This is a genomic window from Streptomyces sp. NBC_01335 (assembly GCF_035953295.1).
Classification (GTDB): domain Bacteria; phylum Actinomycetota; class Actinomycetes; order Streptomycetales; family Streptomycetaceae; genus Streptomyces.
Genome location: NZ_CP108370.1, coordinates 789,133 through 807,877 on the forward strand (window position 1 = coordinate 789,133; position 18,745 = coordinate 807,877).

The 18,745-nt window shown below is 71.3% G+C and carries 13 protein-coding genes; 12 read left to right on the plus strand and 1 reads right to left on the minus strand.

The genetic code is table 11. The features are described 5' to 3' along the window. The first annotated feature begins 914 nt into the window (after positions 1 to 914). Positions 915 to 2,969 (plus strand): FG-GAP-like repeat-containing protein, encoded by a 2,055-nt coding sequence (locus OG599_RS03100; RefSeq protein ID WP_327174376.1) that lies wholly within the window; start codon positions 915 to 917, stop codon positions 2,967 to 2,969. Between the two features lie 172 nt (positions 2,970 to 3,141). On the opposite strand, the gene OG599_RS03105 is transcribed toward OG599_RS03100, so the two are convergent. Then, on the minus strand, positions 3,142 to 4,236 hold the full coding sequence (locus OG599_RS03105; RefSeq protein WP_327174377.1) for a LacI family DNA-binding transcriptional regulator: 1,095 nt from the start codon (positions 4,234 to 4,236) through the stop codon (positions 3,142 to 3,144). 225 nt (positions 4,237 to 4,461) lie between these two features. Here OG599_RS03105 and OG599_RS03110 point away from each other — a divergent pair, with 225 nt between their 5' ends. From OG599_RS03110 to OG599_RS03160, 11 genes are all read left to right on the plus strand, one after another. Further along, the gene (locus OG599_RS03110; RefSeq protein WP_327174378.1) at positions 4,462 to 5,733 is read left to right on the plus strand and encodes an ABC transporter substrate-binding protein; all 1,272 of its coding nucleotides are present in this window, start codon (positions 4,462 to 4,464) and stop codon (positions 5,731 to 5,733) included. 10 nt (positions 5,734 to 5,743) lie between these two features. Next, positions 5,744 to 6,709, plus strand: a complete 966-nt coding sequence (locus OG599_RS03115) for a carbohydrate ABC transporter permease (protein ID WP_327174379.1) — start codon at positions 5,744 to 5,746, stop codon at positions 6,707 to 6,709. After that, a complete protein-coding gene (locus OG599_RS03120) occupies positions 6,696 to 7,631 on the plus strand; it encodes a carbohydrate ABC transporter permease (RefSeq protein WP_327174380.1) in 936 nt (311 codons plus the stop codon). The genes OG599_RS03115 and OG599_RS03120 overlap by 14 nt, the downstream gene beginning before the upstream one ends. Before the next feature lie 103 nt (positions 7,632 to 7,734). Then, complete coding sequence (locus OG599_RS03125) at positions 7,735 to 8,499, plus strand: SDR family NAD(P)-dependent oxidoreductase (protein ID WP_327174381.1); 765 nt, start codon at positions 7,735 to 7,737, stop codon at positions 8,497 to 8,499. After that, positions 8,487 to 10,274 carry a heparinase II/III domain-containing protein gene (locus tag OG599_RS03130; RefSeq protein ID WP_327174382.1) on the plus strand — a complete coding sequence of 596 codons (1,788 nt, stop codon included), beginning with the start codon at positions 8,487 to 8,489 and terminating at the stop codon, positions 10,272 to 10,274. Before OG599_RS03125 ends, OG599_RS03130 begins: the two co-directional genes overlap by 13 nt. Before the next feature lie 3 nt (positions 10,275 to 10,277). Then, a complete protein-coding gene (locus OG599_RS03135) occupies positions 10,278 to 12,302 on the plus strand; it encodes a hypothetical protein (protein ID WP_327174383.1) in 2,025 nt (674 codons plus the stop codon). Next, the gene (locus OG599_RS03140) at positions 12,299 to 12,928 is read left to right on the plus strand and encodes a hypothetical protein (RefSeq protein ID WP_327174384.1); all 630 of its coding nucleotides are present in this window, start codon (positions 12,299 to 12,301) and stop codon (positions 12,926 to 12,928) included. Before OG599_RS03135 ends, OG599_RS03140 begins: the two co-directional genes overlap by 4 nt. Beyond that, positions 12,925 to 14,016 carry a right-handed parallel beta-helix repeat-containing protein gene (locus OG599_RS03145; protein WP_327174385.1) on the plus strand — a complete coding sequence of 364 codons (1,092 nt, stop codon included), beginning with the start codon at positions 12,925 to 12,927 and terminating at the stop codon, positions 14,014 to 14,016. The genes OG599_RS03140 and OG599_RS03145 overlap by 4 nt, the downstream gene beginning before the upstream one ends. Before the next feature lie 26 nt (positions 14,017 to 14,042). Further along, positions 14,043 to 15,161, plus strand: coding sequence for an SGNH/GDSL hydrolase family protein (locus OG599_RS03150; protein WP_327174386.1), 1,119 nt, complete (start codon positions 14,043 to 14,045; stop codon positions 15,159 to 15,161). Positions 15,162 to 15,169: 8 nt separating this feature from the next. Beyond that, the gene (locus tag OG599_RS03155; protein ID WP_327174387.1) at positions 15,170 to 17,563 is read left to right on the plus strand and encodes a polysaccharide lyase 8 family protein; all 2,394 of its coding nucleotides are present in this window, start codon (positions 15,170 to 15,172) and stop codon (positions 17,561 to 17,563) included. A 4-nt stretch (positions 17,564 to 17,567) separates the two neighbouring features. Then, positions 17,568 to 18,542, plus strand: coding sequence for an acetylxylan esterase (locus OG599_RS03160; protein ID WP_327174388.1), 975 nt, complete (start codon positions 17,568 to 17,570; stop codon positions 18,540 to 18,542). The last annotated feature ends 203 nt before the right edge of the window (positions 18,543 to 18,745 follow it).

Genomic DNA, 18,745 nt, shown 5'->3' on the forward strand with positions numbered 1-18,745 from the left:
CCGGGCGCGCACGCCGCAGGGCGTGATGAGCGGATGCTTGAGATCGAGCAGAACGAACGATGAGCGGGATCCAGGCGGTACGAAGGCACTGGGTCGTGTCGTCGAACCGCCGTCTGCCGGGCGGCCTTGGCACGCACGGCCCGGCCTCCGGCCGAACGACGGTACTTTGACGACACGCCCTGGATCCGGCGACGTTGAAGCCGACGAGATCAAGCCAAACTTGGCTTCAGATGTTTCGATGTTATGAACAGCACACGTGCGAGTCAATACAACTTCCTTATTCACGAACGGAATTGGGCACTCCAGTCCGCTGCTCGCTCCCGGCCGCGAGAGGGCCGGATCAACGCGTCCGCAGCCGCCGACGTGATCGAACGCGCAGGTGAGGGCCCGCGTCCTCCGCGCCGGGGCGGAGTCCTGCCGCACCGCCCGGGCCCGACGATGCCGCGGAAGTCGCATCCGTACGGGCGCTTGAGGAGCTCACCCCTGCGCAGGCAGCAGCCGTGCGGCGTGCGGCACGCCGCACCCGGAGCGGTAACCGGGCGTTCCAGGGCGAAGAGGGCGGGGAGTTTTCGGCGAACCGTCGCGGGTGAGCGGGATGGCCACGCGGTTCCGTACGGCGACGCGGGAGCTGCCGGGTGGCGCGGTCGTCGATGTCGCATGCAGTCGCTCTTCAGCCATGGCTCGATTCGAAGGGCCCGATAACGGCTGGCACGTGATGCCGGTGCGGTGGTCAAATCGGCACCGGAGTCGCCCCGTCGGCCATACGCGCACTCCCGGGGGCCGGGTGCCTCGCTTGAGGCGACGGAGCGGGAGCCCGTCCGCAGAGCGCGGGCCCGTTCGCTTCGTCGAGTGCCAGAAGCAGCACGCAACACGCAGCACGCAGCACGCAGCAACAAAGGGGGATGAACAGCCGAATGAAGAGACCCACGGTCATGGTCTGCGCCGCTGTCGTGTGTGCCCTGCTCGGTCTGCAGGCGAGTGGCGGCAGCGCGAGCGCCCACGTGCGCGGCGAGCCGGTGGCGGTCGCTCCGGCCGGGGGCGCCGCGGGCGGAGTCACCGAACTTCCCCAGGTCAGCGACGTGGCTCCCGAGAGCGCCGACGCGGCAGACGGCGGGGCACGCGTGGCCACCGTTCGGGCAGTTGCCGGGAGGGGCCCCCGTCACGACTACAACCGTGACGGCCGGAGCGACATGGTGTCCTGGTACGACTACTCGGACGGCAGCGACGCCATGCACACCTTCGCAGCCGGCCCCGACGGCGGCCTGTCCGCGCCCCTCAAGGCGTGGGAGACGACCGAGGGCAACTACTGGGCCGAGCACATGAAGTACGTCACCGGTGACTTCAACGGCGACGGGACGGGTGATGTCGCCGCCTTCTACGGCTACGACGACGGCAAGGTCTCCCTGTTCACCTGGCTCGGCAAGGGGGACGGGAGATTCGGCACCCGCCTCACCTCCTGGACGGCGGACCCTGGCAACTGGACCTTCGACGCCATCACCGCCGAGGCCGGGGACTTCGACGGTGACGGCCGCGACGACATCGCCGCCTGGTACGACTACAGCAACGGCGACGACAAGCTGTTCACGTTCCTCGCCCGGACCGACGGCGGTTTCGGCAGTCCCTTCTCGTCCTTCGCGCGCACCGCAGCCGACGGGTGGGAGGTCGGCCGCATGAAGTTCGCCACCGGCGACTACGACGGCGACGGCCGCGACGACCTGGGTGTGCTGTACGGCTATGCCTCCGGCACCGTGACGCTGATGTCCTTCACGGGCGGACCCGGTGGCGGATTCGCCGAGCCGGTCCGCGGCTGGGAGTCCACCACCGGCTGGACGTTCAGCCGGGCGACCGTGCATTCCGGTGACTTCGACGGTGATGGTCGTGACTCCATCGCCGCCTGGTACGACTACGCCGACGGGCACGACGCTCTGATCGGCTTCGACCTCGACACCGAAGGCAGGTTCGGCCATCGCCGCGAACTCCTGAACAGGCCGGCGGGCTGGTACGAACGGTCCCGTATGAAGATCGTCACCGGCGACTACAACGGTGACGGCCGCGACGACCTCGCCACGGTCTACGGCTACACCGACCTCCGGTCGGGCACGGTGAAGACCATCACCTTCACCGCCCAGTCGGACGGAACCCTCGCCGGTGACCTGCACGGCTGGGAAACCGAGACAGGCTGGACCTTCGACAGGATGCGTCCGATCGAGCGCCACTCGGAAGGTCTGCCGGTCTGCCCGACGATCTTCGGGCACGGCGGCTATCCGACGGGTGCCAACGCGTGGGAGCGGGACCAGGTTCGCCAGCCGAACCACCCCACAGGGCTTGCCCAGCAGAAGAGCTGGGGAGCGGCCGGCGTGGAGGCCGACCTTCAGCTCACCAAGGACGGCACCAAGGGTGTGATGTGGCACAACACGTCGACCCGAGGCCTGACGGGGCCGAATGCCGACGCGAACGCGATCTGGTGGGCCACCGGAGCCGACCAGCTCAAGGGCCGGACCATCGACCAAGGCCCGTACAAGGGCGAGACTGTGTACACCTTCCGGGAATGGCTCGACAGCGCCAAGAGCCAGAACATGGCCGCCCTCGTGGAACTCAAGGGAGAAGCCGGGCAGTCACTCCTCAACAATGACGCCTCGATCCGCGAGACCGCGTGGAACGAGGTCATCGCCCCCATCAAGGAACGGATCGCCTCCCAGCAGATCATGATCTACACGGGGAGCGACAACGTCGGCCTGAAGGCCGAACTCGAGAAGCGGATCGAGGCGGCGGGCCTCGGTGCCACGCTCAGGAACCACCCGCGCTGGGTCGACGGGATCGGCTGGGAGGAGCCGGCCCCTGCCGCCTCCGGCAACTACGCGACCTGGCTGAACAGGCTGAACCGGTACGGCCTGCCGACCACCTCGGTGCCGATGGCCACCACCTGGCCGAAGGAACTGAAATCCTGGCTGAGCGGCAGGTGCGTCTGACGCCCGGACCGAGCACGACGGTGCGCCCGCTCCGCGTACTCGGTCCGTCCGCCCTTGAGGGCTGACAGCCCTCAAGGGCGGGCCGTTCACGATGAGGGTGTCGCCACGGCCTCCGCGGTCCCCTCGGGCACGGCGGAGGTCGGCGTCCCCCCCGCCGCACGAGCCTTCCCCGTCAGCGCGGCGTCGCGGCCGCCGCTCCCTGCACCGGGGCCCGGCCCGGCGCCTGCCGCACCGGCCCGGTGGACTGCCGGATCACCAGGCGGGGTCTGATCAGCAGCGAGCGGCCCGCGCCCGGTTCGGCCTCGATCCGGGCGCGGAGCTGCTGGAAAGTCTCGGCGGCCATCTCCGGCAGCGGCTGGCGCACCGTGGTCAGGGGCGGCTCGAAGAGGTCGGCGAGAAGGATGTCGTCGAAGCCGACCACCGAGACGTCGGGGCCGGCCGTGAGTCCGGCGTCCTTGACACCCCGGCAGATTCCGATGGCGCACATGTCGTTGATGGCGACGAAGGCGGTGGGTGGCCGAGGACCGGAGAGGAGTTCGCGGGCGGCGTTGCGGCCGAGTTCGGCGGCGTCCTTGTCGCCGAACTCGGTCATGGCTGCGCCCGGCCAGACGACGGCGTCGGCCGGGTCGAGGCCCGCTTCCTCCAGTGCGGCGCGGAATCCGCGCAGTCGCTCGCGGCGGTTGACGCTGCCGACCGATCCGGAGACGAACGCGAGCCTGCGGTGGCCGAGTTCGAGCAGATGGCGGGTGGCGATCTCCGCGCCCATGGCGTTGTCGACGCTGATGCTGGCGAGCGACGGCGGGTCGCCGGCCTGTGCGGTGCGGTCGAACGCCACCATCTTGAGCCCGCGGCTGAGCAGCGGCGTCACGTGGTCCAGGGAGGGCAACGAGGAGCAGAGCACCACCCCGCTGACCCCGTCGGCGAGCAGTTCCTCGCCGTACTTCAGTTCGCGGGCGGGGTCGCGCTCGCTGTTGCAGAGCAGGACGTGGTACCCCTCCGCGAGCGCGATGGCCTCCAACTCCCGGGCCAGTGAACCCCAGAAGGGGTTGGCGACGGACGGCACGATGAGACCGATGACCTTGATGCGGCCGGTGCGGAGCATCCTCGCCGCCCGGTTGGGCCGGTAGCTGAGGCGTTCGATGGCCTGCTCGACCCGGGCGAGCGTGGCCGGCTGCATCCGGTTGGTGCGGCCGTTGAGCACGTTGGAGACCGTACTGGCGGAGACCCCGGCGGCCTCCGCGACCTGATGGATCGTAACCCCGTTCATGCCACCTCCGGTTCGGAACACACGACTGTTTTAGTGTATCGATTTAGTGAAGTCACCATACCTGCCAGGGCGTTAACTTCCCTGAAAACTTCTTGTGTTCCATGTGTTGACGTTCTTCCGCAGCCGTTCCTAGCATCAGTGCATCGATTTACCAGCACTTCCCAGCCACTGCTGGGTGTCCCCCACTGGATCGATCCACAGACGTGACCTCAAGAGGGGTGCCCCATGGAACTCACAAGACGGTCGATGCTCGCCGCCATCGGCGCCGGCGGAGCCGCCGCCCTGACCGGGTGCGGCACCGGCACCGGATCGGTCTCCGCCGGATCGGCCGACGGCCCGGCAGAGGGCGAGATCACGCTTCTCACCCCCATATACGAAGGCAGCAACGGCAAGACGCTCCTGGAGAAGGAGATTCTCGGCGGCTTCCGGAAGAAGTACCCGGACGTCAAGGTGAACGTGGACTACACCACGTACACCCAGCTCAACGAGAAGATCACCACGGGGCTGGCGGGCGGTCTGCTGCCCGACGTGCTGATGATGGGCGTCGGCTGGATACCGCCGTTCGCTTCGAAGAACGCCATCGCCGAACTGCCCGAGCGGCTGGCGAGCGCCCACCAGTACGAGGAGCGGGTGCTGGACCCGTCGCGGTACGAGGGCAAGTTGTACGCCCTCCCGGTCGTGCTGGACACCCGCATCGTGGTCTACCGCAAGGACCACTTCGCCGAGGCGGGCATCAAGAAGACGCCCGCAACCTGGGCGGAGCTGCGGGCCGTCGCCAAGCAGCTCACCACGGGCGACCGGGTCGGCTTCGATCCGTTCTCGATCGAACTGCGGCAGTGCTGGGAGACCTTCCTGTTCGCCAACGGCGGCCAGTTGTTCAGCGCGGACGGCAAGAAGGCGCTGTTCACCGGCGACCGGGGCGTCGAGGCCCTGCAGTTCTTCAAGGACCTGATCGCCGACGGCTCCGCCGATTACGCGAAGAAGACGGACGTCGGCGCCCCGTCGAACGTGCAGACCGGCAAGGCGTCGATGATGATGACGAGCAGCGCCCTGTGGGTCCAGGTCGCCCAGCAGAACCCGGAGCTGATCGAGGGCGACAAGCTGGGCTCGTTCGTCCTCGCCAACCGTCGGCCCGCGATGCTCCAGGGCGGCACGCTCGTCACCCAGTCGGCGCGCTCGAAGCACCCCGCCGCCGCCCGCGCGCTGGTGGAGTACCTGGCGACCCCGGAGTCCATCCTCGGCGCGGCGAAGCAGCGAGGTTCCGTCCCCGGCCTGCGCGACCTGGACGACACCGGCTACGTCAAGGAGAACCAGTTCGTCGACCTCTCGCTCCAGAACCTGGAGCACGCCGTCTCCGAAGGCGGCACCGCCGCCTGGATGGAGATCCGCGAGAAGATCAAGCCGACCCTGGAGCCCGCGATCGTGGGCGGCCAGTCCGCGAAGGACGCCATCGCGGAGCTCGGCCGGCTCGCCGAGGCCGCCATCGGCCGGATGTGAGGTCGTCACCGTGTCACTGACATCCGTACTCAAGTCCCCGCCCGCGCGGCCGCCTTCGGGCGAACCGGCGCCGGCGTCCGTGCGCACCCGGCGCAACGGAGCGGGTCCGGGACGCCGCCGGCGCCGGGCGGGCATGCTCATGGTGGCGCCGGCGCTGCTGCACGCCGCGCTCTGGATCGGCCTGCCGGTCCTCGCCTCGGTCGCACTGGCCTTCACCAAGTACGACGTGCTCACCGCACCCGAGTTCGTGGGGTTCGACAACTTCCGCGACATGCTGGACGACACGGTCTTCCGCCAGTCGATCGTGAACACCGTCGTCTACACGTTCTTCACCGTGCCGTTCGGCATGGTGCTCGGGCTGCTGATGGCACTGGCGCTCAACACGGGGCTGCGGGCCCGCGGCATCTTCCGCACCGCGGTGTTCCTGCCGCAGGTGACGGCGACCGTGGCCATCGCCCTGGTCTGGCTGTGGATCTACAACCCCGGCAACGGACTCTTCAACGCTCTGCTGTCGTTCGTCGGCGTGCAGGGCCCGGCCTGGTTGTCCTCGACCGCCTGGGCGATGCCCTCGGTGATCCTGGTCGGCGTCTGGCAGGGCATCGGCATGAAGATGCTCATCTACCTGGCCGCGCTCCAGTCCCTGCCGAAGGAACTGTACGAGGCAGCTTCGGTGGACGGCGCGTCCCGGGTGCGGCAGTTCTTCTCCATCACCCTGCCGCTGCTGAAGCCGGCCACCTTCTTCGTGCTCATCACCTCGATGATCACGGCCTTCCAGTCCTTCGACCAGATCTACATCCTCACCGACGGCGGTCCGGCCAACAGCACCACGATGATGACGTACGAGATCTACAAGTCGGCCTTCCGGGAGTTCCGCGTCGGATACGCCTGCGCGCAGTCCCTGGTGCTCTTCGTGCTGCTGATGGGCTTCACCCTGGTCAACCGAAGGATCATGGGAGGCACCCGTGGCAACGACTGATCCCACCCTCACCGCCCCGGCGGCGGTCACGGCCAAGGCCCCCGCACCGCGCGCCCGGCGCGCCCCGCTCTCCCCCGGCCGGATCGTGCTCTACCTGACACTGTCGGTGATCTCGCTGCTGATGGTGGTGCCGTTCGTCTGGATGGTGCTGACCTCGCTCAAGACGCCGGTCGAGATCGCCTCGCAGGATTCTGGACTGCTCCCGCAGCACTGGGAGTTCGGCAACTACGTCGATGCGCTGAAGGCCGCTCCGTTCGCCACCTACGCCCGCAACAGTTTCATCATCGCGATCAGCCACACGGTGATCAACGTGCTGGTGGCGTCCATGGCCGGATACGCACTGGCCCGGATCAGGTTCCGGGGCAGCGAGGTCATCTTCTACCTCTTCGTCGCGGCGCTGATGATCCCGACGTACACCAAGGTGCTGCCCGAGTTCCTGATCGTCCGCTTCATGCCGCTCGCCGGGGGCAACGACCTCTTCGGCCAGGGGGGCAGCGGATGGCTGGACAGTTGGTGGGCGCTGATCGTGCCGGGTGCGGTGACGCCGTTCGCCGTGTTCCTCTTCCGGCAGTTCTACCTGGACCTGCCGGTGGAGCTGGAGGAGGCGGCCCGTCTCGACGGGCTCGGCGAGTTCCGGATCTACGCCCGGATCATGACGCCGCAGGTCAAGCCGGCACTCACCACGGTGGCGCTGCTGACCTTCGAGTCGTCGTGGAACAACTTCCTCTGGCCGCTGCTGGTGACCCACACCGACAGTCTCCGGGTCATCCAGGTCGGGCTCTCCGTCTTCAAGACGGAGAACGGCACCCAGTGGCACTTCCTCATGGCGGGCACCACTCTGGCCACCCTTCCCATGGTCGTTCTCTTCCTGATCGGCCAGCGCTACTTCGTCCAGGGCTTCGCGACCGCCGGTCTCAAGTGACGGCGCTCGACGGCGAGTCCGCCTGACCACGGTTCCCCGCCACCGCATCCGGCCGGGGACCGGACCCGGCCTCCACATGGCCGGCAACGAAAGGGCACTACCCATGTCTGCTGATCTCAACGGTTCCTTCGCTCTGGTGACAGGCTCCGGCCACGGCATCGGCCGGGCCATCGCCGTCGGACTCGCCGAGGCCGGCGCCGATGTCGCCGTCCACTACCACTCCTCCGGCGAGGAGGCGGCGAAGACCGTCGCCGCCATCGAGGCGCTGGGCCGCCGGGCCAAGGCGTTCAAGGCCGACGTCACCGTCTCCGCCGACGTGGACCGTCTGGTGGAGGAGGCCGTCTCCTTCCTCGGCGGTCTGGACGTCCTGGTCTGCAACGCCGGCCACCTGATCGGCCGGGCCACCGTCGAGGAGATGTCCGACGCACACTTCGACCAGGTCGTCTCCGTCAACCTGACGTCGGCGTTCCGCACCGTGCGGGCCGCGCTGCCGTACCTGAAGCAGTCGTCGGCCGGCCGCATCGTCACCATGTCCTCGCTGGCCGCGCACAACGGCGGCGGGCCGGGCTCGGTCGCGTACGCCGCATCGAAGGCGGGGGTCCGCGGCTTCACCAAGGGACTGGCCAAGGAGCTGGGCTCCACCGGGATCACCGTGAACAGCGTCGCCCCCGGCTTCATCCGGGGCACCGCCTTCCACGACACGTTCACCGCTCCCGCCGCCCAGGAGGCGATGGCGGCGGGCATCCCGGTGGGCCGGGCCGGCACGCCGGAGGACGTGGCGTCGGCCGTCGTCCACCTGGCCTCGCCCGCCTCCGGGTTCCTCACCGGGACCACGGTGGACATCGACGGTGGCGTGTGGCCGCGTTGATGCGGATGGCGCGGGAGCGCGGCGGCTGGTGGCACGCGTACGTCTGTCCGGTGCACGGGGTGGAGCTGGACCACGCCGATCTGCTCTCCGGGGTCTTCCCGGCGGGCGGCGCCCGGTGCGCGCACGGCTGCCGGGTGGACGACGAGGCGGTGCGCGGCGCCTGGACGGTGCTGTCGCACCAGGCGTGGGCGAGGCACCTGCGGGTGCTCGCCCATCGCGGCGGGCGCGCGGAGGCGGTGGCGGGTCTGACGGAGCTCGGCGCACTGTACGCGGAGTTGGCGGCGGAGGGGCACGGTGAGGCCCAGGCGTGGATGCTGCGTGGCCGGATGTTCCACCAGGCGCTGACGGACGCCATCTGGGCGGTGAACATCGGCCATGCCGTGATCACCCTCGCCGAGGAGGGCACGGAGGACCTGGCGCCGCTGGGCCCGTTCCTGGACGAGCTGGAGCGGGCGGCGTCGGACGCCCGTGACGTGCTGACCGGCCGGGGACAGCTCGCCTCGAACTACACGGCGTGGCTCAACGCGGCGGGCGTCGCCGCCGGCCGGGCGGCCTCGGCCGTCCGTGGCCGCGAGTGGGACGGCGCCAAGAACTGGCTGGAGGGCGACCAGGGGCTGTACGCGCATCTGCGGGTGGCGGTCGCCGAGGACGGCTGGGAGTGGGAGGGCAGCACCTACTACCACGGGTTCGTGCTGCGGGCGGCGCTGCTGGCGCTGCGCGGGACGGCCCCGGCAAAGCTGCCGCGGGACGTGGTGGACGTGCTGGCCGGGATGACGGACGTGCTGGCGGTCATCGCCACGCCGGGCGGCATCCTGCCGGCGCTGCACGACGGCCCGTACGCCCGTCACCCACTGGCTTTGGAGTGGCTGGAACTGGTCGCTCTGGCCCAGCAGTTGGTGCCGGCGGAGTCGTTGGAGGCGGTGGCGGCGCAGGCTCGGCGCGAGCTGGGCGCGGCCGACGACGGGCTGGACGGTCTGCTCGGCGGCTGGTTCACCGGGCCGCCGCTCGCCCGGCGCGCCCCGGCGGCCCCGGTCACGGTGTTCGGCGCGGCCGGCTACGGCGTGCTGCGGGGAGCGGGGATCCACGCGCTGCTGGACTTCGGTCCGCACGGCGGCTCGCACGGCCACCGGGACAAGCTGTCGCTGTATCTCTACGGCGACATCACGCCGTGGCAGCCCGACCCCGGTCAAGTCCCTTACGCCCACACCGTGTTCCGGGATCACTACGCCTCCACGGCGGCCCACCCGGCGTTCGGCGCGGACGGTGCGGAGCAGGCGGAGTGCGCCGGCGTGCTGCTCGAAGCGGACGCGTCGTCGGTGACGGCCGAGGTGACGACGGCGTACGAGGGGGTGCGCGCGGTGCGCCGGGTGGCCCTCGGCGGCTGCTACCTGGTGGACCTGCTGACCGTGACCGGCGAGCGCCCACGCCGGTTCGCGGCGCACCTGCGGCCCGGCACCTCGCTGGACGTGCAGGCGCAGGCGGGCGGTCCGGTGCGCACCACGTGGTACGGCCAGGAGACGCTGCACGGATGGCACACCCACGCTGCGGACGTTCCGGTGCGGCCGGCCGCCCGGCCGGGCCCGGGTCCGGCGGATGATCCCCAACGGGTGTGCACACAGGTGGACTTCACCGCCGAGACGGAGCGGGTCGTGTTCGCGTCGGTGTACCAGGCGGCGACCGCGGGCCCTGCCGTGACCGATGTACGGCTGGACGGCGAGGAGCTGACGGTGGAGCTGGCGGACGGCACGGCGGCGCGTTTCAGGACGGGGGGCTGACCGGTGCTGCTCTCGGCGACCCCGCCGCCCGGACCGCGCCCGGCGAAGGAGGCCCGGTTGCTGGAGGAGGCGGTCCGCCATCGCGGGCTGACTCCGCCGGTCACCCATCCGCGGGCCAGCATCACCTGGCTGGGCCCGGCGGCCTCCAACCCCGCGCTCGCGTACCGGGTGAGCGGCGATCCGGCCCATCTGGCGGAGTGCGTCCGCTGGACGGAGGCGGCGGTCCGGCTGCCGCACTGGGGCCGGGCGCACCTCCCCGACCACGATCTGGACGCCGGCTGGCTGCTGCACCACCTCTCCCTCGTGCTGCGCTGGACGGAAAGTGAACTCCCGGAAGAGACAGCCCTGTCGCTGCGGCACAAGCTGCTGCTCCAGGGGCGGCGGCTGTACGAGTTCGCGGTGGCCTCGGAGGGCGGCTGGTGGTCGTCCTCGTACTGGCAGAACCACAACTGGATCTGCTACACGGGCCTGGCCACGGCCGGTTACGTGCTCGGCGAGCAGGAGTGGACGGAGCGCGCCCGGGAGAACCTCGGCACGGTCCTCGATCTGATGCCGGCCGACGGTTCGCACGCCGAGGGTGTCGTGTACTGGCGGTACGGGGTGCCGTTCCTCGCGATCCACCTGGACCTGCTCCAGGAGGCCGAGGGCGTGGACTGGTGGGACCGCGGCGGTTTCATGGCGCACACCTTCGACTACCGGCTGCACCAGACGGCGCCCGGTTTCGCGTTCAACGTGGACCACGGTGACTGTCACGACCGGCGCAGCGGTCACAGCGCCGCGCTGTACTACCGGCTCGCCGCGCAGTACGGCATCCCGCAGGCGCAGTTCATGGGCGATCTCGCCTCGGGGCCGCTGCTGCGCGCGGAGGCGGCCGGGAGCGGGGTGCGGCCCGGCATTCTGCCGGAGGCGTACCTCGAACACCTCTGGTACGACCCGTCGGTGGCGGCGGCGCGGCCCACCGCGACGCGGGCGTTCTTCCCCGACCTGGGACTGCTGGCGGCCAGGACGAGCTGGGACGACGACGCCACGCTGGTGTCGTTCAAGGCCAGTCCGGGCGGCGGCCACGGGGCGTGGGAAACCAGTGCGAAGCACCGTGCGGAACGGGGGCACGAGACACTCGACCAGGGGCACCACCACCCCGATTCGGGATCGTTCGTGCTGGTGTCGCAGGGTGCGTTCCTCGCCGTCGACGAGGGATACAGCAACCGGAAGAAGGCCGCGCACCACAATCTGCTGCTGGTCGACGGGCAGGGGTACGCGGACGAGGACCGGTACCACGTCTACAAGGACATCCCGTTCGAGCGGCAGGCCCGGCAGCGGGACGTGCTGGTGGGCGAGGAGGACGGCTGGGCGCACGCCACGGCGGAGATCGCCGCGATGTACGCCCCGGAACTCGGGGTGCGGCGGCTGGACCGGACGCTGGTGTTCACCCCGTCCGGCCGGCTGGTGCTGCTGGACCTGGCGGAGGCCGACGCCCCGCGCGCGTGGACGTTCCTGCTGCAGACCGACCACCCTACCGAGGAACTCGCGGACGGTGACCGGCTGATCCGCTCGGGCGGGGCGGTCGCGCACGTGCGGCGGTTCGCGCCGCGGACGGTTTCGGTCACCGAGGGCGTCACCGAGGTGACGGCCAACCCCACCTCCAGCACCCCGGAGCTGGCGCTGAGCCGGACGCTCCACACGCTGCGCGTGACGACCGGCCGGGCACGGGAGGGACTGTTCCTCACGACGGTCGAGCCGGGCGGACGCGGTGCGGCGGAGCCGGTGACGTGCGAGGCGGGGCACGGAGTGGTGTTCGGCGGCGGCGAGGAGAGCGTGTACCTGTCCCCCGTGTCCCGCCGGATCCGCTCGGCGGACGTCGTCGCGGACGCGGCGGCCGTGCTGCTCGCCGCGGGCAGGCCTCCCCACGTCGTCGCGGCCACCCGGGTGGAGGTGGGCGGCCGGGTACTGCTGGACGCCACCCACCCGTTCACCGGAACGCTCGCCACTCCTGGCGTGCCCACCATCGCAGAGGCGGACCGCGCATGAGCACCACCACGTCCACGGCGCCCGAGCCGGCCCCCACCACGGCGGGGTGGCCGACGCTGCTGCGGCGACTGGAGTTCGTCGCCCATCCCGCGCAGGCCGGGGCCGCGTTCGCGCTGCTGGCACTCGGGGTGGTGACCTGGCTCCCTGCCCTGGCGGCGATGGCGTACGGGCTGCAGCGGTGGCGGGTGGAGGGCGACAGCGCCTGCTTCACCCGGACGCTCCGCGCCTTCCCGCGCTACTGGCGGACGCTGTGGCCGCACGGTCTGGCGTCCACCGCGGCGGCGGGCGTGCTGGCCGCCAACGTCGTCCATCTGCTGGGGCGTCCGGAACCCTGGACGTTCGTGGTCCTGGCCGCTCAGGTGGGCATCGCGGCCGTCCTCGCCGTCCACCACGTGGCGCTCGCCGCCGAAGCGGGCCGGGCCCCCGGCGGAACCGTCCGTTCCTGGTCCACGGGGGCGCTGGCGCTCGGCTTCGGTTCGCCGGCCCGGGGCACCGCGCTGCTCGGCGCGGTGGTCTCCGCCGCGCTGCTCTCCCTCGTCGTACCGCTGGGTCCTCTGCTGTTCGGCCCCAGCGTTCCCGTTCTGCTCGCTCTGTCGTTCGCCGATCCCAGGAGGCACACCCCATGAGCCGTGCACCACGCACCTTCCTCGCCGCCGCGCTCGTCGCGTGCTCCGCGCCGCTGGCCCTCCCCGCCGCCGCCCAGGCGGCCCCGGCCGCCGCGGGGGCGACCGCGTACTACGTCTCGCCGTCCGGCAGCGACGCCAATTCCGGCACGTCGGCGGGCTCCCCGTTCGCCACCATCCAGAAGGCCGTGGACCTGGCGCCGGCGGGGGCGGTGGTGAACCTGGCGGCGGGCACGTACCTGCAGGACGTGGTGACCGCGCGCGCCGGGGTGACGATCACCGGCCCGTCGAACGCCGTGGTGAAGGGGGCGGGCGACTCTCGGATCATCCAGGTGCGGCACGACTCCACGACGCTGAGCGGCTTCACCGTGGACGGACGGTTCGCCTCGGCCGACGACGTGGCGAGCTACCGCCTCAAGCTCATCTATGTCATGAGCATGACTCCCGGGAACGGGGTGGGCGCACTGCACATCACCGGGATGACGCTGAAGAACGCCGCCGACGAGTGCCTGCGGCTGCGCTATCTGGTGACCGGCGCGGAGGTGAACGACAACACCATCACGGACTGCGGGGTCGCCGACTTCAAGTACGGCGGCGGCGGCAAGAACGGCGAGGGCATCTATCTGGGCACCGCCCCCGAGCAGCAGGGCGCCAACGGCGCGCCCGACGCCGCGGCCGACGTCAGCCGGAACAACCGCATCCACCACAACACCATCGCCACCCGCGGCAACGAGTGCGTGGACGTGAAGGAGAACTCGACCAACAACTACGTCGAGTACAACGACTGCGGCGAGCAGAAGGACTCCAGCTCCGGCGGGCTCGACGCACGCGGCAGCGGCAACATCTTCCGGTACAACACGATCCACGACAACACCGGCGCGGGCATCCGCCTGGGCGGCGACACCGCCACCGACGGGACCGGCACCAGCGTCTACGGCAACACCATCACGGACAACGCGGGCGGCGGCATCAAGTTCATGCGCACCCCGCAGGGGCCGGTCTGCACCAACACCATGAGCGGCAACACCGGTGGCGACGCGATCGGCACCTACGGCGCCGAGTACGCCCCCACCGGCGCGTGCCCCCAGTGACCGGGCGGGAGCCCGCGAGACGGGCGGTGCTCACAGCGGGAGCGGCTGCCGCCGCCGGTGCGACCACGGTGGCGTTCGCACCGGGTGCGGCGGCGGCCGGCGGCACCGCGGGCGCACGCTGGACCGCCTCGTGGGCGACGGCGCAGACCGCGCCCACGCCCACCGACCCGGTCGCGTACACCGGGCTCACCGACGGGGTGTGCACCTCGGTGGTGCGGCTGTCGGCCGGCGGCCGGGTGCGGCTACGGTACGCCCACGCGTTCGGCACGGTCCCGGTTCTGGTGGGCCCGGTGACGGCCGGCGGGCGGCCGGTGACGTTCGGCGGGCTGCGCCGGGAGTGGCTGGCCGCGGGCGGATCGCTGACCAGCGACCCGGTCGAGGGACTCACGGCCTCCGACGGATCACGGCTCACGGTCGGGACCCGGCTGCCGGGACCGACCGGCCCGCTCTCCTTCCACCGCAACACCCACGCCTCGCACACCGTCAACGGGGAGCGCACCACCTCGGTGTTCCTGCTGACCGGCGTGGAGACGACGGGGACACGCGGCCCGGTGATCGCAGTGCTCGGCGACTCCGTCACCGAGGGCGTCGGTACCCCCGACGACGCCGACCTGCGCTGGCCCGACCAGCTCGCCCGCCGGCTGCCCGGCTCCGCCGTCGCCAACCTCGGCATCAGCGGCAACCGGCTGCTGCTGGACGACGCCCGCTTCGGTACCGGCGGGCAGGCCCGATTCGACCGGGACGTGCTGTCACTCCCGGGGCTGCGGACCGTCCTGCTGCAACTGGGCGTCAACGACCTCCAGCAGCCGCCGAGCCAGACCGACCCGGCCCGGCTGCTCGCCGCCTACCGGCAAACAGCGCTGCGCGCCCGGAACGCCGGGCTGCGGATCGTCGGCGCCACCATCACCCCGTTCGAGGGGTGGATCCGCTGGACCCCGGAGCTCGAAACGGTCCGGCAGACGGTCAACGCGGCACTGCGCACCGGCCGGGTCTTCGACGCCGTCGCCGACTTCGACCGGGCGCTGCGCGACCCGTCCCGCCCGTCCCGCATCCTGCCCGCCCACGACAGCGGCGACGGCCTGCACCCCGATCCCTCCGGTCACGCCGCGCTCGCCGCCGCCGTCGACCGCCGACACCTCCTGTGAGGACCCGCATGGAACGAACCACCACCCGCCGCACGGTCCTGGCCGGTGCGGCAGCCGCCGGCGCGGCCCTCGCCCTGCCGATCGGCCCGGCCGCATCCGCGCGGGCGGCCGAGGGCGACGCCGCGGCACTGCGCGTGCGCTGGCACACCCTGCTCACCGGCGGCCCCGGCCTCGACCTCGCCGACGAACGGATCGCCGCGGCCGTGGCGAGGACCGGCCGAGCTGCGACCACCGCCGCGACGGGACTCGACCCCACCGCGACCGACGGGCTGTTCCCCGACCTGACCAGCACCACCCTCTCCAACCACGTCACCACCTCCTTCAAGCGGCTGGCGACGGCCGCGACCGCGTGGGCGGTGCCGGGCACCCCGCAGTACGGCGACACGGCGCTGCGCGACCTGCTGCTGGGCGGCGTCGACTGGATGCTGACGAACCGTTACGGCCAAGCGCACACCCGGTTCGACAACGACTGGGACTGGGAGATCGGCGCCCCGCTCGCCCTCAACGACACCGCCGTGCTGCTGTACGACGTGCTGGGCGCCGACCGCCTCGGCCGGATCACCGACGCGGTCCACCACTACACACCGGACCCCAACCTGTGGCGCGCCGACCGGCAGATCGCCACCGGCGCCAACCGGGTCTGGGTGTCGACGGTGGCCGCCGTCAACGCCGTGCTCCGCGACGACGGCGACGCGCTGGCCGGCGTACGCGACGCCCTGTCGGACGTCGAGGGCGCGGGCGCCAACAGCGTGCTGGCGTACAACGACACGAGTGCGGCGGCCGAGGGGACCGGGGAGGGCTTCTACTCCGACGGCTCGTTCCTCCAGCACTACAAACACCCCTACAGCGGCGGGTACGGCAAGGAGCTGCTCAACAGCCTCTCCCGGCTGCTCAACCTGCTGGCCGGCACCGCGTGGACGGTCACCGACCCGGATCTGGACCATGTGCGCGGGTGGGTCGACGAAGGGTTCGACCCACTGATGGCACGCGGCGACGTGATGGCGTCGGTCTGCGGCCGGGAGATCGCCCGCCCCAGCAAGCAGGGGCACGTCTCGGCCCAGACCGTGATCGAGGCGGTACTGCGGTTGATCCCCGGCTTCCCCGGCGAGACCGGCGACCGGTTCACCTCGCTGGTCAAGCAGTGGATCGCGGAGGACACCTACCGCGACTTCCTGGCCGTGACCGACCTCGCGTCACTGGTCGCCGCACAGCGGGTGCTGGCCTCCCCCGTCCCGGCGCGCGGACCGCTGCTGACGCACAAACAGCACCCCCGGATGGACAAGGCGGCCCACCATCGCCCCGCGTTCTCACTGGGCGTCTCGGCGTACTCCAGCCGCATCTACAACTACGAGTCGATCCAGAACGAGAACCTGCACGGCTGGCACCTGTCGGACGGCATGGTGCTGCTGTACACCGGTGACCTCGGCCACTACAGCGAGGACTACTGGCCGACGGTCGACGCGACCCGGCTGCCGGGCACCACGGTGACGGCCGGGGCACCCGCCGACGCGGCGGGGCAGCGGACCACCAGCACGGCGGACTGGGCGGGCGGCACGGTACTGCAGGGCACCACGCTCGGCGCGTACGGCATGGAACTGCGGGCGTACGGGAGTTCGCTGCGGGCGCTGAAGAGCTGGTTCTGCCTGGACGACGTGATCGCGTACGTCGGCTCGGGCATCTCCGCCGACGCCGGCGCCGTCGAGACGGTGGTGGAGAACCGCAAGCTGGCCGACCCGGCGGCACCGCTCCTGATCGACGGGGTCGCCGCCCCCACCACCACCGGCTGGGAGGCGTCGCCGGAGGGGGTGCGCTGGGTGCACCTGGCCGGCACCGGCGGCTGGGTCTTTCCCGCCGGCACCGCGCTGCGCGCCCTGCGCGAGGAGCGGACCGCGACCTGGCGGGAGATCAACCTGAAGTACGGCACCGACACCCCGGTCACCCGCCCGTACCTGACGCTCTGGCAGGACCACGGAGAGGCCCCGGAAGACGCCGGGTACTTCTACCTCCAGGCACCGGCCGCCTCCGCCGCGCGCACCCAGCAGTGGGCCGCCGCCCCGCCGCTCGCACTCGTCGAGGGCTCCACCGCCGTGCACGCGGTGCGCCGGCTCACCGACGGACTGCTGGCCGCCAACTTCTGGACGGCGGGCACCGCCCAGGAGCTGACCGCCGACGGCCCCGTCTCGGCGCTGGTGCGCCCCGACGGACCCACCGTGAAGATCGCGCTTTCCGACCCGACCCAGCTCCGGTCGTCGGTGACCGTCGAGCTGACCGGCACCGCCCGGACCGTGGCCCGCGCCGACCCCGGGGTGTCCGTGACCCCCACGGCGACCGGTGTCCGGATCACCGCCGACACCGCCGGCCTGCACGGCGCGACCCTCGACCTCACTCTGAACCGGAGCTAGGACCTTGCTGTTCGACATGCCGCTGGACCGACTGCGCGAATACCGTCCCGAGCCGGAGGAACCGGCCGACTTCGATGCCTTCTGGGGCAAGACCCTCGCCGAGACCGTCCGCCACGACCTGGCCGCCGAGTTCGTCCCGTACGACGCCGGGTTCGCCACCGTCGACGTGTTCGACGTGACGTTCCGTGGGTGGGGCGGCCAGCCGGTGAAGGCGTGGCTGCTGCTGCCGAAGGTCCGCTCGGGGCCGCTGCCCGCCGTGGTGCAGTACATCGGGTACAACGGCGGCCGGGGCATCCCGTACGCCTGGCTGACCTGGAGCGCTTTCGGCTACGCGCACCTGGTGATGGACAACCGGGGGCAGGGGGGCGGCGGGAAGAACACCGCCGACACCCCCGACATCGGCCCCGACGGACACGGCTCCTCCTCCCCCGGCTTCCTCACCCGCGGCATCGAGGATCCGTACCGCCACTACTACCGTCGGCTCATCACCGACGCCGTGCGGGCCGTCGACGCCGCCAAGGCGCACGAGGCGGTGGACCCGGACCGAATCGCGGTGCTCGGCGGCAGCCAGGGCGGTGGTCTGGCGCTCGCCGTCGCCGGGCTCAGGGACGACCTGGTGGCGGCCGTCGCCGACGTGCCGTTCCTCTGCCACTACCGGCGCGCCTCGCAGATCACCGACGCCGGGCCGTACGCGGAGATCGCCCGGTGGCTGTCCGGGCACCGGTTCCGGATCGAGGAGGCGATGGAGACGCTTTCGTACGTCGACGGCGTCAACTTCGCGGCCCGTGCGACGGCCCCGGCATGGTTCTCGGTGGGGCTGATGGACAAGATCTGCCCCTCCTCGACGGTCTTCGCCGCGTACCACCGCTATGCGGGCCCGGCGCGCATCGAGGTATTCCCGTACAACGGCCACGAGGGCGGCGCGGAGTACGACCTGCCGCGCAAGCTGACGGCGCTGCGCGGCGAGTTCGGCCAGTAGGGGGCGGGGTTCACCGGCCCAGCGCCGCCGTCGCGGCGTTGTGGCCGGGAACTCAGCTGACCCCGCCACCGCGCACGCCTCTGCCCAGAAGGTGCCTACGAACGCCCGGCGCGGGGCCACCTCGTGGCCGAACCCGAGGGCTGTCCCGTAATCCGTGGTCGCACACCCACCAGGGATTACGGGACAGCCCTTGGATGCGACTT

Bases quoted from the DNA above. Each gene is read 5' to 3' on its own strand.
- OG599_RS03140 (WP_327174384.1), top strand. From the start codon at position 12,299: ATGAGCACCACCACGTCCACGGCGCCCGAGCCGGCCCCCACCACGGCG.
- OG599_RS03155 (WP_327174387.1), top strand. From the start codon at position 15,170: ATGGAACGAACCACCACCCGCCGCACGGTCCTGGCCGGTGCGGCAGCC.
- OG599_RS03100 (WP_327174376.1), top strand. From the start codon at position 915: ATGAAGAGACCCACGGTCATGGTCTGCGCCGCTGTCGTGTGTGCCCTG.
- OG599_RS03105 (WP_327174377.1), bottom strand. From the start codon at position 4,236: ATGAACGGGGTTACGATCCATCAGGTCGCGGAGGCCGCCGGGGTCTCC.
- OG599_RS03110 (WP_327174378.1), top strand. From the start codon at position 4,462: ATGGAACTCACAAGACGGTCGATGCTCGCCGCCATCGGCGCCGGCGGA.
- OG599_RS03125 (WP_327174381.1), top strand. From the start codon at position 7,735: ATGTCTGCTGATCTCAACGGTTCCTTCGCTCTGGTGACAGGCTCCGGC.
- OG599_RS03145 (WP_327174385.1), top strand. From the start codon at position 12,925: ATGAGCCGTGCACCACGCACCTTCCTCGCCGCCGCGCTCGTCGCGTGC.